Origin of the sequence: Chroococcidiopsis sp. SAG 2025, assembly GCF_032860985.1 — a bacterium.
Classification (GTDB): domain Bacteria; phylum Cyanobacteriota; class Cyanobacteriia; order Cyanobacteriales; family Chroococcidiopsidaceae; genus Chroococcidiopsis.
On record NZ_JAOCNC010000001.1, the window covers coordinates 4189797 to 4204031 of the forward strand.

A 14235-nucleotide genomic window follows, 5' to 3' on the forward strand; every position below is an offset into this window, starting at 1 on the left:
GGAAAGAAAGTGGTGCGTGGTGCGTGAAATACTTACGACTTCTCCCTTGTCTCCCTTGTCCCTTTTGTCCTTTTCCCTCACTCCTCGCTCCTCACCCCTCACTCCTTCCATTAAGATGAAGACAGGAAGTATTTAGATTTGTATCGCTACTAGCGAGAAGAAGCTCCTATGGCTCCTGCTGTTTTCATCCAAAATTTACAAAAACGCTATGGCAGTGCTGAAGCTGTCAAAGATATCTCCTTTGCGATCGAAGCTGGGGAGATTTTTGGTCTACTCGGTCCCAACGGTGCGGGTAAAACTACAACCTTGCGCATCTTGTGTACCCTCTCTACACCAGATGCAGGAGTAGTAGAAGTTTCTGGAATTTCGGTATTAGATAACCCTAGAGCCGCTAGACGGAGGTTGGGGTATGTAGCCCAAGAAGTTGCTCCCGATAAAGTATTGACTGGACGCGAGTTGTTGCAATTGCTAGCGTCTCTGTACCACATACCTAGTAAATTAGTTAAACAGCGGGTTGACACGGTATTAAATTTACTCGGCTTGCAGGAGTACGCAGACAAAAAGACAGGAACGTACTCCGGTGGTTTACGCAAGCGTCTGGACTTAGCAGCAGGCTTGCTACACGCTCCCGATGTTTTGGTATTGGACGAACCAACCGTTGGACTCGACATCGAAAGCCGTTTTGTCGTGTGGGATTTTTTACGCCAACTGCGCGAACTAGGAACTACCGTATTAATTACCAGCCACTACTTAGAAGAAATTGACGCATTAGCCGATCGCGTAGCAATTATCGATCGCGGTTTAGTTATTGCTTCCGGTACGCCTTCTCAATTGAAAGACAAAGTAGGAGGCGATCGCATTACCCTCCGCATCCGCGAGTTTTCTCCCCCAGAAGAAGCCGAGAAAGCTAAACAAATGCTGACAGCGCTGCCCTTCGTCCAAGAAGCGATCGTCAATAGCGCTCAAGGTAACTCGCTCAATCTCGTTGTCACACCCCAAGCAGAAGCTTTAACTCAAATTGAGGCAACGATGAAATCTGCTGGTTTGCCCATTTTTGGCATTTCCCAATCTCGCCCTAGTTTAGATGATGTTTACCTCGCCGCCACAGGTCGCACTCTGATGGATGCCGAACTCGCCGCCGCCGGAAGCCGCGATCCCAAAGCAGAAAGAAAACAAAATATGAGATGAAATCGTCAGTTGTAGGGGCGGGTTTACCGATAAATATCTACTTCAAACCAAGAGTTTTTTGGAAAACCCGCCCGTACTCCAAGTCAAAAGTCAAAACTAATAATAACTAACTAATGACAAATGACGAATGACAAATCTAAAATCTAAAATCCAAAATCGTATGAGCAGCACTTTTATCCCTCCAAAATCTGATGCCAAATCTGATGTTAACTGGCAACAACTGGCATCGACGGCAGTTCAAAAAGAAGATACTCCTAACTGGTTAGGCGAAATAGTCCAAGAAACTTTGGCACTCACTCGCCGCCTTTTCATCCAGTTGCAGCGCCGCCCCTCAACTTTAATTGCTGGAATTATTCAACCTGTCATGTGGTTGATTCTATTTGGTGCTTTGTTTCAAAATGCTCCCAAAGGAATGTTTGGAGATAGCACCAATTACGGTCAATTTTTAAGTGCTGGCGTGATCGTTTTTACTGCCTTTAGTGGAGCGCTAAATGCAGGATTACCAGTCATGTTCGATCGCGAATTCGGCTTTTTAAACCGCTTATTGGTGGCTCCACTCGCTTCGCGCTTCTCGATTGTTTTAGCTTCAACTATTTTTATTGTCAGTCAAAGTTTGTTACAAGCAGCGGTAATTGTAGCGGCGGCTGCCTTTTTGGGCGCTGGCTTACCCAATCTAGCTGGTTTGGGGGCGATCGCTTTAATTATTTTACTGCTGGCTTTGGGCGTAACAGCTGTAAGTCTCGGTTTAGCCTTCGCCTTACCAGGACATATAGAACTGATTGCCGTCATTTTCGTGACTCAACTGCCCTTGCTATTTGCTAGCACGGCTCTTGCGCCTTTGTCTTTTATGCCTAAGTGGTTGCAAATTGTCGCAACAATTAACCCATTAAGCTATGCGATCGAACCGATTCGCTATCTCTATCTACACAATAGCTGGAACTTAGGTAATGTAGTCATGCAAGCGCCTTGGGGTGCAGTGACATTTGGCGGAGCTATACTGATGTTGGTCGGTTTTAGCTTCGTAGCTGTGCTGAGCATTCAACCTTTACTGCGGCGGACTCTGGCATAAGGTATGAAGCCTACCTATTCTCCTATTTTCAGTTATGTGAGCCATCACTCCATGAAAATCTCTGCTTCATCTCTAACAAAAATATTTTTCGGTGCAGTAGTAGGAATGAGCTTAGCTACCTTATTACTACCGCAAATCACTTGGGCGCAAGCAACCTCAGATGCCGAACCTCTGCGGGATCTGAATCAGGAACAAAACCGCGATCCCTTTTCCCGTGGTGATACTGGCGATGCTATGAGCGGTTTAATGGATATTATGCACCGCGCTCAAATGGGCAATATTCGCTCTGCGGGAGATTTTGCCACCGAGCAAAATCAATCTTTAGATGATGCAGCTGCTAAGTTTCGCCAGCAGCAGCTACAAAGGATGCAACAAAATCAATCGCCGCCTAATAACAATCCTGCTAATCCACCTCAAACAAAATAAGTAAGTAAAGGGATGGCAACGCCATCCCTTTACTTTTTATAATCCTAATGCTCCTAACACGTCACTCGCATGAGTTGTCGTGTTAACGCTGCTATCAACATGGACAATCTTACCACTACCATCAATTACGTAAGTCACACGCTTAGCATAGCCGCCACCGTCAACGTTATAGGCTTTAACTAGAGTTTGCTGAGTGTCAGCTAAAAGTGGAAAATTAAGTCCGTATTTCTCAGTGAACTGTTGATGAGACTGCTCGTCATCAACGCTTACACCTAAGATTACAACGTCTTTGTTATCGTAGGTTTGCTTGGCATCTCGGAAACTACAAGCTTGTTTCGTACAGCCCGGTGTATCGTCTTTGGGATAGAAGTACAAGACTACAGTTTTACCAGCAAAATCAGATAAGGAGACTGTATTACCATTAGTATCTTTGACTGTAAATGTAGGTGCTTGCGTACCAACTGCTAAAGCCATAAGTTTCAGTATCTCCCTAAAATTTGATTGAATCTACTAACAGTAAACATAACTTATCTATCACTATTATTTTGGCGATTGAAAAAGAGTTTACTGTATTTCCTATCTCGATTATTTTATCAATAATTGTTATCTTTTTAAACTCTATGTTTTAAGATAATTTCTTAACACTCTAACGATCGCGAGAGATCCGTTCAATGACAACTAGCTTCAAGGGATGCTTTGTCAAGCATCCCAGTATACATAATTATTAATTTTCAACTATAAATTTTTACGTCTAAATTATCTAAGAGTTTTCTCACATTAATTTCATAGAAAACTCATTAACGTCTTATTCAATATCTTATTTAAAGCTATCAAATTGCTTTACTTTATCTTTAAAACAGAAAAAAAGATAAAATTTGTAGCAAGCCTTACCGATTCTCAAAGGTAGAAATAAACCGAGCGAGATTTGCTAAATTCAACTAGCATTAGATTCGTTTTGATTTTTTCCTCTAGGAATTTTGGTTAACTTGTGAGATTATACAATTGCTCCTGCAATTTGGTAAAAGATATAAGAAATCCGTTTATTCTCCCCCTAACTCGTAGTTCCCGATTGCTTCATTAGCATCAGTCTTCTATAGACAGTGCCAAAATTTTTATCTTAAAATCCCCGCTCGATCTCTATGCTAAAAGTAGCATTTATTGTCAATCACTTTCCTTTACTTTCAGAAACCTTTATTCTTAACCAAATTACCGGACTTCTAGAACGCGGACATCAAGTAGATATATATACTTGCACTCCAGGCGACTTGAATAAAGTACATCCCGATGTAGAAAAATATTGTTTATTGGAACGCACTTATTATCTACCAGAGATTCCCCAAAACTTTCTGAAGCGATCGCTGAAAGCAATTGGTTTACTGAGTATAAATTTTACAAAAGCACCTACTAAACTACTGCGATCGCTTAATGGTTTCAAGTATGGCAAATCGGCGACTTCTTTACGATTATTTTATGCCGCGATCGCTGGTGCAGACAAAGGAGCATATGATATCGTTCACTGTCAGTTTGGAACTTTAAGTTTTTGGGGTATGCTGTTTCGGACAATTAATGCTCCTCAAGCCAAATTAGTTGTATCGTTTCGCGGTTACGATATCAGCCAATTCATTCAAGAACATGGCGATCGCATTTACGATCGCACCTTTGTAGAAGCCGATCTCTTTCTGCCAAATTGCGATTTTTTTAAACGTCGTCTTCTCAAACTCGGTTGTGACGAAAAAAAAATCTGCGTCCATTACTCAGGAATTGATTGCGAGCGCTTCCAATATACACCCCGCTATCGTCATTCTAATCAGAAAATATGTATTGCTACCATTGGGCGTTTAGTAGAAAAGAAAGGAATTGAATACAGCATTCGCGCTGTAGCGAAAATAGTAAAATCTTGCCCTAATCTAGAATATAAAATCGTTGGCTGCGGTTCTTTACAAACAGAACTAGAACAACTGATCCAAGAACTAGAGTTAACTAATATCGTACATTTATTAGGCAAAAAAGATCGGCAGGAAATCATTGAAGTTTTGCAAGCATCTCACATATTTATTGCTCCCAGTATTACAGCCCGCGATGGCAATCAAGATGCTCCTGTTAATGTCTTAAAAGAAGCAATGGCGATAGGATTGCCAGTCATTAGCACTTATCACGGAGGAATTCCAGAGCTTGTAGAAGATGGTGTTTCTGGGTTTCTAGTTCCAGAAAGAGATACAGAGGCGATCGCCTCAAAGTTACAATATTTAATCGCACATCCAGAGATATGGAATATTATAGGTGCAGCTGGTCGCGAACGAGTAGAAAAATATTTTAATATGCAAAACCTTAACGACGAACTTGTCTATATTTATCAAAAAGTGAGTAGTGAAGAATGACTAGTAGCTAGCGGCTAGCTACTCAAAAATGACAAACGACAAATGACAAATATGAATTTACCCAAAATTACAATTGTAGTAACTCCTCGCGAACGTTTTAGTCATACTAAAGAGTCTTTAGACAGTATATACGAACATACGCAAATTCCTTTTAAATTAGTTTATATTGATGGCAACTCTCCTAGAAAAGTACGACAATATTTAGAGGAACAAGCGCGAGCTAGAAACTTTCAAATTATCAGAACAAATTACTATCTTTCTCCCAATCAAGCTAGAAATATAGGCTTGCGTCAAGTGGATACTCCATATGTTGTATTCGCTGACAATGATGTGGTTGTTTCCCCTGGTTGGCTAGAAAATTTAGTGCGGTGTGCTGAAGAAACACAAGCGATAGTCGTTGGACCATTGATGTGTCAGGATTTACCAATACATGAAATCGTCCACTTTGCAGGTGGCGAATCTCATATTTGGGTTGACAACAATAAAGCAACTCCCAGACGCAGGTTGCGAGAAAAGATGTACAAGCAGGGAAAACGAGTCGTAGAAGTCCGCGATCGCCTACACCGTAACGAAACTGAATTAGCAGAATTTCACTGCGTTCTCGTGCGTACAGAGATTTTTTCCCGCATTGGTTTGTTAGATGAAGCCATGCTGAACACGAAAGAACATCTAGACTTTTGCATGAGTGTCAGGGAGGCGGGAGGTAAAGTCTATTTTGAACCCAGCAGCCTTGTCACTTACGTACCAGGACCACCCTTAGAGTGGACGGACTTACACTTTTATATGCTGCGTTGGAGTGATGCGTGGACATTAGCGAGTTTGCATCGCTTGCGTGACAAGTGGAATTTAGCTGAAGATGCTTACTTTCTCCAAAAATACAAACAATTAGGTTGGCGGCGACGATGGACAATTGTTCATCCTCTCAGCCACCGTCTCACCTTTGGGATCAAAAGCCACTGGCTAGAAAAAATTCTCGTTCCCCTCGATCGCATCTTAAATCGTTACCTAACATCAAGCCATGCTCGACAACAGCAAAAATTTCAACTGCAACCGCAACAAACTAACGACGTACAGGACAACGGTTTCGCGGCTTGAGATCGGGAATAGAAACGCCAGCTAAGATACTAAAGAAACTCGCTCTAAATCCGTTTCTAATTCCCGCTTGATGAAAGTTTCTAACCAATCTTTTACCAGACGAGTCGCGCGACAATCATCTTCGTTATAACGTTCAATTGCTTCGAGAAAAGAGCGATCGCCTGTTGCTAACCAGCGATCGTACCAATAAATACACTGCGAACCGTGCGCTTGAGGATCGCGCCATTCAAACCCAATCCAACGAGCGATCGCTTTAAGGGCATAACTTTCAATTGGTAGCACCACGGTTTGGGCGATCTGCTCGTAAATATCAACACAGCGATCGACGATCGATCTAACTTGTTCTGCTGGTGTCCGATAAAGTTGAGCTAAGCGTCTAATTGTCTCGACTTCATACGAGAAAAAATGAAAAATGGGCGCTTGTGGATAGCGCCCAACGATGTCTAAAAATTGTTGCCAAATCGTGCCTTCATCTGACTGTGTTTCTGCTAGTAAAGAATGAAAAGTTTCCGTTTGCTTCAGGCGATCGACCACCAACACCCCTAACATGTAATCGAGATTTAGATCTGGCTGTGCCTCAATATCAAAGTAGATTTCAATGGGATTTGGTAATGGGTAATGGGTAATGGGTAATTGCTCTCCTGCTCCTCTGCCCCTCTGCTCCCTCTGCCCCTTTGCTCTCTTGTCCCCCTGCTCCCTGCTCCCTGCTCCCTGCTCCCTTAAAAGCGAAATCGGGCGATTTTCCAAGACTGACTGCGCTTGCAATACTAAATGATGTGCTATTTTTTTGTCAAAACCTCGTAAGCTTGCTAAGTCAGATGAGTTAGCCTTAGCTAAAGATTCTAGCGTGACAAGATCGATCGCCTGTAACTCTTTATAACGATTGGGTGTCACCCCAGGCAGTAAAGACAAATGTTGTTGAGATCTAGCAACGCCAGAGCAGTAAGTATACCAACGGCATAAACTGCATCGCTGGCGAGAAATAAAGACTTCTGGCGCTTGAGGTGCTGATAGTGTTTGGACGCACTCGGCAAAAATCTGCTGCATCTGCGGCAGTACTCTGGCTAAACTTACCTCATACATCTCTTTCCGGCGCAAGAGCAACCAGGCTCGATCTGGTGTAGTTTCCTGCACCATGCCCAACGCCTGTCCGTGAAAAGCAGCTACAACTTGATATTCCAGTTTGGGGCGCTTACCTAATTCAATTTGGGCTGGAATATACATCCAATTTCCAAAAATCGATTGCCCTGGTTGTTTAATTAACAAATCGGGACGGCTGAGCAGCGTTACATCTTCTGAAGTGCGAGCGACTATAACTCCTCGATAAATCTGCTCTACACCCTGTTGCATTAACTGCCAAGTTGCTGTTGCTCCTGCTTGCCAATCCTCTTTAGAATACTGAGGTTGCTGATAAATCCGTCCTGCCATCATGCTCTGTCTATGCTCGAACTTGTCCTGTTGTAACTTCAGCAACAGTTCGCTAGGAGCATCTTTAAGCGCCAAATCTCCGTGGCGATCGAGAAATGGGCGACGATTACAACGTTGGTATTGTAGCAGCAGCTCAGCAGTCATTAGCATAGCTCTAGCGTAGCAGGAAAACTAGGGGTTAGGGGTTGAGAAGAAAAGGGAACAAGGAAGAAGTCGTAAGTCGTAAGTCGAGAATTAACTGCTCGTGCGCTCCCTGCTCCCTGCTCCCTGAAAACTGGTCACAGATCGCTGATTCGGCTAAAATGACTTAGTTCTGCTGTGCTACCGTCAGATGGTTCGGCGGGTTGACGATCGCGACTGATGAACGTAAAGCTAAACACAAAGCTATATGAGTAGATTCGACCGACAGAATAGAGGATTCAAACTTATTGGAAATTTAGGGATGTTGCTGATCCCGATCGCATCTGCACCTCTGTTTTTACCTTTGTTCAGTCAATCTTTCTCTCCGACTTCTACTACGGCAACAGATCCATCTCCTGCGACTCCAGCTACCAATCATGTTGCGAATAACGTTTCTAGTGTCGCTCAATGGGAGGCAGAAGCTAGGCGGGAGGAGCAAAGCAAGATACCAAAAGCTCAGCCACCAAAGCTAAATAAAACGAACAAACAGCAACCTCAAAAAATTAAACGAAAACGGCAGCCTGTAGCCAAAAAAACCCAATATGCTGCGCCAAACTTAGAAATTCGCGTGGCGATCGCTCAAGATGCAGATTCTCTAATTGTTGGCTCCTCAACTCCCGCCCAAGTTGTAGAGACAAACGGCAAAGTATTACGCCAACTGCCTAACGGACAGGCTTTTACAGCACAGCCTAGCGACTCAGATCGGATTACAATTGGCAACGCTCAATTACCCAATGCAGTCTGGATTTACCCCCAAAAAGGAGGTGCGATCTACGTAGGCGATCGCTGGTATAGAGGCAAACTCCTGCTCGTTGCTCGACAACAGAAATTACTCGCGGTTAACTATGTCGATTTAGAACATTATCTTGCTAGCGTTGTCGGTAGCGAAATGCACGCTTCCGCCCCAACTGAAGCTCTTAAAGCTCAAGCCGTCGCCGCTCGCTCCTATGCTTTGGTTCACATGGTACGTCCGGCTAATTCCTGGTTTAATCTCGGGAATACCCAGCGCTGGCAAGTCTACAAAGGGATGAACAGCGAGTATAACACTACGCAAAAAGCCGTCAAAGATACTGCTGGACAGATTATTAGCTATCAGGGCGGCGTAGTCGAATCGCTTTACGCCGCGACAGATGAGATCGTTCAAAAAGCTCATGGTGGCAAAGGTATGAGCCAAACAGGAGCCTATCGACTGGCAGCACAAGGCTACAACTACCTGCAAATTCTGGCGCACTATTACCCCAAAACCGCCACAGCAAGGCTGGAAATCAAGCCTTGAAACAGGAACAGAGAAGCAGAGGGGCAGAGGAGCAGGGGAGACTAAACAACTCCTAACTCCTGACTTTTGACTTTTGACTTTTGCCTTTTGACTTTTGCCTTTTGCCTTTTCCAGAATTACACTTGACTGCTGAGAATTGGCTTAATTTGAGGTTCAGATCTTTCTCCCATATCATCGGCGATCGTTAAGCGAGAGGGTTTACAGCGTTTGATCTCGACTGCAATCCCTTGCGCTCCTTCATGCTCTAAATCTTCTATGTAACCACGCTGGGCAGCTGCCGCTTCTTTGGCGCTGAGAAAAGGACCGAAGTAGTAAGTACAACGGGGATTTTGGGTATCAATTTCTACCCACCATGCCCAACCGAAGTTATGGAAGAAGCTAATCAGATTTTCTTTAGTGTGATTCCAAATTGGGTTCATGTCTTTTTTTCCTATCAGCTTGTGGTAAAGGATTCGGGCTAACAAAACAAATCGTAAACTATTGTCACAGGTCGTAAAAAAATCTCGCCGCTAGTTTTCTAATGTATCTTTTTTTGTACCTATGTTGACATAATTTACATTTTGCCAGCGTTGGCGAAAAATTTCGTAAAGTGCCATACCAGTTGCGACAGAAGCGTTCAAACTCGGTGTATTGCCTGACAAGGGAATGGATACCAACAGATCGCAGCAGCGCTGAGCGCTCAAACTCAATCCTTCCCCTTCCGAGCCAACTACTAGCACAATAGGACCACTAAATTTAACTGTCTGTATCGATTGTTCCGCTTCTAATGCCGTACCGTAAACCCAGAAACCAGCTGCTTTTAATTCTTCTAAAGCGCGGCTGAAGTTAATGGCTCTGGCGACAGAGAATGTTTCTAAAGCACCCGCTGCGACTTTCATCACCGTAGACGTGATCCCAGCAGCTCTGCGTTGAGGGATGACTAAGCCTTGCGCTCCAATTGCCTCAGCGGTACGGATGATTGCTCCCAAGTTGTGAGGATCGGTAATGCCATCGGCAGCAACAATTACGGGTTGCTGAGAAGCCGATTTAGCTTTGTCAATTAGCTCTCCTAATTCCAAATAATCGTAGGGAGCTACTTGAGCAGCGATCCCTTGATGATTGGCGTGATGGGTAATTTGATCTAGGCGTTTTGATTCAACCTCATCAATGACCGTACCATTCTCCTTTGCCTGTTGGAGCAGGGAATGAAAGCGATGATCGTAACGCAGACGAGCAGTAACCCAAAGCCGATTGAGCTGTCGCGGGGTTTCCAAAGCTGTCAGCACGGGATGGCGACCGTAAATCAGATCGCTCTCTTCTTCTGATGTGGAAGGTGGAATTTGGGACGAGAAACGATCTGTCTTGTCGCGCTCTGTATTGTAGGTAGGACTAGCTAAGACTGGTCGAGAGAAATCTTTCTTTCCTGCCACATGACGTTTTTCCCCATCCTGTTTAGTGCCATTATGTTTGAGATCGGCACGCTTGCCTGTATAACGCTCTGGTTTGCCACGTTGCGGTTTTCCAGAAGGGTTAGATTTGGCTTTTAATTTGGGTGGCTCTGTCATAAATTTTTCTTATTTTTGATGACCTTAATATTCATTTTTATTTATACTAAGGGAGTTTAATGTTTCTGAATTAGGCGCTAATGGTAGCTGCTCCAAGAGTTGATACAAGCGCTGGCGATCGCTTAGATAAAGATAGCCTACGAGAGCTTCTAAACTCGTTGCTTGTTGATAAACTTCTGGTGCGGCGCGACGCGGTCGTCCTACAGTAGCATTGCGTCCCCGACGCACGATTTCTAATTCAGCTTGATTGAGATATGGAGTGAGAAATTGTAAGTGCGAAGCCTGTGCCTCGGCTCTAACCTGGGCAACGACAAGGTTGTGGTAAGCCTGCGATCGCTTGTGAGGCAATAAAAAGTGGCTCCTCACATACAGCTCGTAAACCGCATCGCCCAAATATGCTAAAGCCGTAGGTGAGAGTTGTTGTAGCTGCCCAGGAGCGATCGCCAACCAACTGGGTAGCAACTCCAACTGAGTGACTACATCTGTCTGAGCTTCCCGAGCTGAGCCGTCGAATAAATTGTCCTCCTTCGGTTCCACTCCGTTTGGATTCTCCCAGAACAATCAGTTGTCAGTTGTCAGTTATCAGTTGTCAGTTGTCAGGGACCAGTCAACCGTTAACCATCAACTGTCAACAACCAGCATCCAGCAACCAACAACCAATTTCTGCAATCAGCGATCGGTGACTACATTATTATGATCGATCCCCAAATTCAGGGGGTTGAACCTATGATAAGTTTTTTATATCAGAAAATTAAGCTATCCAGATCGCAAAACCGGATAGCTAAAGTTAGAGTGCCTGCGATCGCTCAAGATGCTTGAATATTTTCTAAAGCTGCTTCAACAGTCGGTCGTAAACCCAAATATTGCTCTAGGTTAACTGTCTTGACTGTTTGAGTTACGCGGGCATTGGTGACAATTTGTGAAGTCCCACCGTTAGTTTCAGTCTGCTTCTTCAAATGCACCAAAGCGCCAATTCCAGAACTATCGACAAAATCAATTTGGGACAAATCCAATATGATGTGCTTTGGTCCCTCTTCAACATACTTGCCGAGTACCTTGCGAAAGGTTGGTTCTGAAAAGGCATCAAGCAAACCCGTCAACCGGAATAACTGATAATTACTCCGAACCTCACGAGTTCCTCTCAGGCTAACAGTTAGATTTAGTGTCTCAGCGATAGTTCCCTCCTCGCCACTTCTTGTTTCAATCGAGGCTAAAGTATAAATGCTTGGTTGAGATGTTGTCTACACTCATGTGGTAGAAGTTAGGGGCTTGAGGCTAAGAGCTTGGTGGTAGAAAACAGAACATCGTCTATTCCTGTTCGCTTCAGATCTTGCCTTTGCACTCCTAGTTTTTAAATTTTAACTCCTCATGTCTCTGTGGGTATAAAATACTATGAATTTATTGTAGGTAATGGGTAATGGGTAGTTGGTAGTTGATGGTTGATGGTTGATGGTTAATGGTTGTTATTCTCCTCTGCCCCTCGTCCCCCTTGTCTCCCTCGTCCCCCTGATTCCAATGTTGAATGCGTGAATTTTGAACCTCGTCCCCCTTGTCCCCCTTGTCTCCTAACCGAAAGCGATAGACTTTTTACAGAAGTCTCATCTAATTAGGGGCAATGGTGCGGTTAAAGCTGTGGCAGTGGATTGTCTTAGCAACTCCGATCGCGTCTATCGTTGGTTTCTTCCTGGTAGCAGCAGGTTTGCAGATCCACGAGTGGCGCATCAATTGGATCTGGGGTGTGTTTATTCTAATATTTGTCGGCTGGCGGTGGTTGCTAGTCCGGTGGACTCGTCCTGTTGTCTTGCAGATGGAGGCTGTAGCCGCAGAAGTTAGCAAAGAACTAGAATCGTTTTCCGTAGATGCGGCATTTTCAACGCCAGACAGCAGCAAGAAAGCAGAAGCCACGCTACAAGAAATTCTCGTTGTAGCACAAAGCGATCGCCCTTTGTGGGAGGACTGGCCAACTTTTTGGCAGCGCTGTCAAGATTTAGTTGTCGCGATCGCCCAGATTTATCACCCAGAAGTCAAGTATCCGCTTTTAAATATCTATATTCCCCAAGCTTACGGACTGATCCGAGGGACGGTAGACGATTTAGATCGGTGGATGCAAAAATTATCGCCTGCTTTGAATCAAGTTACCGTTGGGCAAGCATATGAGGCATATGAAGTTTACCGCAAGCTAGAGCCATCGGCGCGGAAATTCTGGCGGGCATGGAACTTAGCACAGTGGCTTTTAAACCCAGCCGCCGCCGTAGCGAAAAAAGCTAGCCAGCGTTACACAAACCAGGCAGATCGACAACTTTTGGTCAATTTGAGTCAATTGTTACGGGAAGCAGCGTTAAGAAACCTGTGTCGGCAAGCGATCGCCCTCTACAGTGGCGATACCTTACCTGGTTTAGAATCATCCAAGACTCAAACTTTACCCCAGGCAAAGACTCAAACTCTGCGAGAGATTTTGACGCAAGCCGAGCCTGTGGAAATTGTAGAGCAAAAACCTGTCAGTATTCTTTTAGTAGGACGCACCGGAGCCGGAAAAAGCAGCTTAATTAATACCTTATTTAGAGCAGAACTCGCCGCCGTTGATGTTTTACCTAGCACCGATCGCTTGCAAAATTATCGCTGGCAAACTGATACGGGAGAAACGCTGACACTGTGGGATACGCCGGGATACGAACAGGTTAATCGCGCCCAGTTACGGGAACAGGTTCTCGAATATGCCAGCAGCTCAGATTTGTTGCTACTTGTCAACCCCGCCCTCGATCCAGCTTTACAAATGGATGTAGACTTTCTCAAGGATATTCAGGCAGAAGTAACGGATTTGCCCGTAATTACAGCTGTCACCCAAGTCGATCGGTTGCGTCCGATCCGCGAGTGGCAACCGCCTTATAATTGGGAACTGGGCAATCGCCCCAAAGAAATTTCCATCCGAGAGGCGATTCAGTATCGCTCCCAACTGCTAGCTAATTATTGCGATGTCGCGCTACCAATTGTTACGGCAGATCCGCAAGTTGGTCGAACTGCTTGGGGGATCGATGCGCTGTCCTTAGCCTTAGTTCAGGCGATCGCCCCTGCTAAACAACTGCGGCTAGCACGCTTCATGCGCGACTTAGAAACTCGCACCACCGCCGCCGCCAAAATCATCGATCGCTACACCTTCCAAATGGCAACAACTCAAGGACTCGCGGCTTTACTCAAAAGCCCTGTCCTCCAGTTTATCTCCACCATCTCAACCGGATCGCCTACCTTAGCCAATCTCCTAGCAGCACAAATTCCGGTCGAACAATTGCCTGTTGTCATTGGTAAATTACAAATGGCATACGAACTATTTTCACTGCTCAACCCAGATAAAAATCCGCGTAACTTCGACTTACTCGCCCTGTGGTCGTTGTTATTGGAAAACTCAGCATCTCCAGAAAATAATGCTTGGGCATTCGGTCATGCTTTGGTAGAGTATTGGACGCAGAGTTTAACTATCGAACAATTAAGACAGCGGTATGAAGGTTATCTCAAGCAAGTTTGAATGCATGACTGATGGCATGAAAATGGTAGATTTGAGTTTGGTTTAATTTTTTACCCTAAACTTTGCAACAGCCCTACCTTGACAAAGAGAGCAGGGGAAATCACAATATCGAGCGACAAAAACGTAAAGAG

Annotated in this window: 13 protein-coding genes; 7 read left to right on the plus strand and 6 right to left on the minus strand. The window is 44.6% G+C overall.

Features of this window, described 5'->3' with window-relative positions:
• Positions 1-168 precede the first annotated feature (168 nt).
• From N4J56_RS20210 to N4J56_RS20220, 3 genes are all read left to right on the plus strand, one after another.
• Positions 169-1188, plus strand: coding sequence for an ABC transporter ATP-binding protein (locus tag N4J56_RS20210; protein ID WP_317108073.1), 1020 nt, complete (start codon positions 169-171; stop codon positions 1186-1188).
• 160 nt (positions 1189-1348) lie between these two features.
• Positions 1349-2257, plus strand: a complete 909-nt coding sequence (locus N4J56_RS20215) for an ABC transporter permease (RefSeq protein ID WP_410500549.1) — start codon at positions 1349-1351, stop codon at positions 2255-2257.
• A gap of 3 nt (positions 2258-2260) precedes the next feature.
• Complete coding sequence (locus N4J56_RS20220) at positions 2261-2683, plus strand: hypothetical protein (protein WP_317108075.1); 423 nt, start codon at positions 2261-2263, stop codon at positions 2681-2683.
• A 36-nt stretch (positions 2684-2719) separates the two neighbouring features.
• Here N4J56_RS20220 and N4J56_RS20225 read toward each other — a convergent pair whose 3' ends face one another.
• Positions 2720-3157: a peroxiredoxin gene (locus tag N4J56_RS20225; RefSeq protein WP_317108076.1), complete on the minus strand. Its 438-nt coding sequence runs from the start codon at positions 3155-3157 to the stop codon at positions 2720-2722.
• Between the two features lie 665 nt (positions 3158-3822).
• On the opposite strand from N4J56_RS20225, the gene N4J56_RS20230 reads away from it, so the two are divergent.
• Both N4J56_RS20230 and N4J56_RS20235 read left to right on the plus strand, forming a co-directional pair.
• Entirely contained in the window at positions 3823-5061 is a 1239-nt protein-coding gene (locus tag N4J56_RS20230; protein ID WP_317108077.1) for a glycosyltransferase, read from the plus strand.
• 51 nt (positions 5062-5112) lie between these two features.
• The gene (locus tag N4J56_RS20235; protein WP_410500550.1) at positions 5113-6156 is read left to right on the plus strand and encodes a glycosyltransferase family 2 protein; all 1044 of its coding nucleotides are present in this window, start codon (positions 5113-5115) and stop codon (positions 6154-6156) included.
• A 21-nt stretch (positions 6157-6177) separates the two neighbouring features.
• Here the strand turns inward: N4J56_RS20235 and N4J56_RS20240 are convergent, their stop codons facing one another.
• On the minus strand, positions 6178-7734 hold the full coding sequence (locus N4J56_RS20240; RefSeq protein WP_410500360.1) for a TM0106 family RecB-like putative nuclease: 1557 nt from the start codon (positions 7732-7734) through the stop codon (positions 6178-6180).
• A 238-nt stretch (positions 7735-7972) separates the two neighbouring features.
• Here N4J56_RS20240 and N4J56_RS20245 point away from each other — a divergent pair, with 238 nt between their 5' ends.
• Positions 7973-9040, plus strand: a complete 1068-nt coding sequence (locus N4J56_RS20245; RefSeq protein ID WP_317108080.1) for a SpoIID/LytB domain-containing protein — start codon at positions 7973-7975, stop codon at positions 9038-9040.
• 116 nt (positions 9041-9156) lie between these two features.
• Here the strand turns inward: N4J56_RS20245 and N4J56_RS20250 are convergent, their stop codons facing one another.
• From N4J56_RS20250 to N4J56_RS20265, 4 genes are all read right to left on the minus strand, one after another.
• Positions 9157-9459 carry a DUF1816 domain-containing protein gene (locus N4J56_RS20250; RefSeq protein WP_317108081.1) on the minus strand — a complete coding sequence of 101 codons (303 nt, stop codon included), beginning with the start codon at positions 9457-9459 and terminating at the stop codon, positions 9157-9159.
• Positions 9460-9549: 90 nt separating this feature from the next.
• The gene (gene rlmB, locus N4J56_RS20255; RefSeq protein WP_317108082.1) at positions 9550-10584 is read right to left on the minus strand and encodes a 23S rRNA (guanosine(2251)-2'-O)-methyltransferase RlmB; all 1035 of its coding nucleotides are present in this window, start codon (positions 10582-10584) and stop codon (positions 9550-9552) included.
• Between the two features lie 24 nt (positions 10585-10608).
• Positions 10609-11121, minus strand: coding sequence for a Mini-ribonuclease 3 (locus N4J56_RS20260; protein ID WP_317108083.1), 513 nt, complete (start codon positions 11119-11121; stop codon positions 10609-10611).
• Positions 11122-11390: 269 nt separating this feature from the next.
• The gene (locus tag N4J56_RS20265) at positions 11391-11789 is read right to left on the minus strand and encodes an STAS domain-containing protein (protein WP_410500551.1); all 399 of its coding nucleotides are present in this window, start codon (positions 11787-11789) and stop codon (positions 11391-11393) included.
• A 410-nt stretch (positions 11790-12199) separates the two neighbouring features.
• On the opposite strand from N4J56_RS20265, the gene N4J56_RS20270 reads away from it, so the two are divergent.
• The gene (locus N4J56_RS20270) at positions 12200-14104 is read left to right on the plus strand and encodes a GTPase family protein (RefSeq protein WP_317108084.1); all 1905 of its coding nucleotides are present in this window, start codon (positions 12200-12202) and stop codon (positions 14102-14104) included.
• Positions 14105-14235: the final 131 nt, after the last annotated feature.

Coding starts and splice junctions, on each gene's coding strand:
- N4J56_RS20235 (WP_410500550.1), top strand. CDS start 5,113: ATGAATTTACCCAAAATTACAATTGTAGTAACTCCTCGCGAACGTTTT.
- N4J56_RS20245 (WP_317108080.1), top strand. CDS start 7,973: ATGAGTAGATTCGACCGACAGAATAGAGGATTCAAACTTATTGGAAAT.
- N4J56_RS20210 (WP_317108073.1), top strand. CDS start 169: ATGGCTCCTGCTGTTTTCATCCAAAATTTACAAAAACGCTATGGCAGT.
- N4J56_RS20270 (WP_317108084.1), top strand. CDS start 12,200: ATGGTGCGGTTAAAGCTGTGGCAGTGGATTGTCTTAGCAACTCCGATC.
- N4J56_RS20215 (WP_410500549.1), top strand. CDS start 1,349: ATGAGCAGCACTTTTATCCCTCCAAAATCTGATGCCAAATCTGATGTT.
- N4J56_RS20225 (WP_317108076.1), bottom strand. CDS start 3,157: ATGGCTTTAGCAGTTGGTACGCAAGCACCTACATTTACAGTCAAAGAT.
- N4J56_RS20240 (WP_410500360.1), bottom strand. CDS start 7,734: ATGCTAATGACTGCTGAGCTGCTGCTACAATACCAACGTTGTAATCGT.
- N4J56_RS20220 (WP_317108075.1), top strand. CDS start 2,261: ATGAAGCCTACCTATTCTCCTATTTTCAGTTATGTGAGCCATCACTCC.
- rlmB (WP_317108082.1), bottom strand. CDS start 10,584: ATGACAGAGCCACCCAAATTAAAAGCCAAATCTAACCCTTCTGGAAAA.
- N4J56_RS20230 (WP_317108077.1), top strand. CDS start 3,823: ATGCTAAAAGTAGCATTTATTGTCAATCACTTTCCTTTACTTTCAGAA.
- N4J56_RS20250 (WP_317108081.1), bottom strand. CDS start 9,459: ATGAACCCAATTTGGAATCACACTAAAGAAAATCTGATTAGCTTCTTC.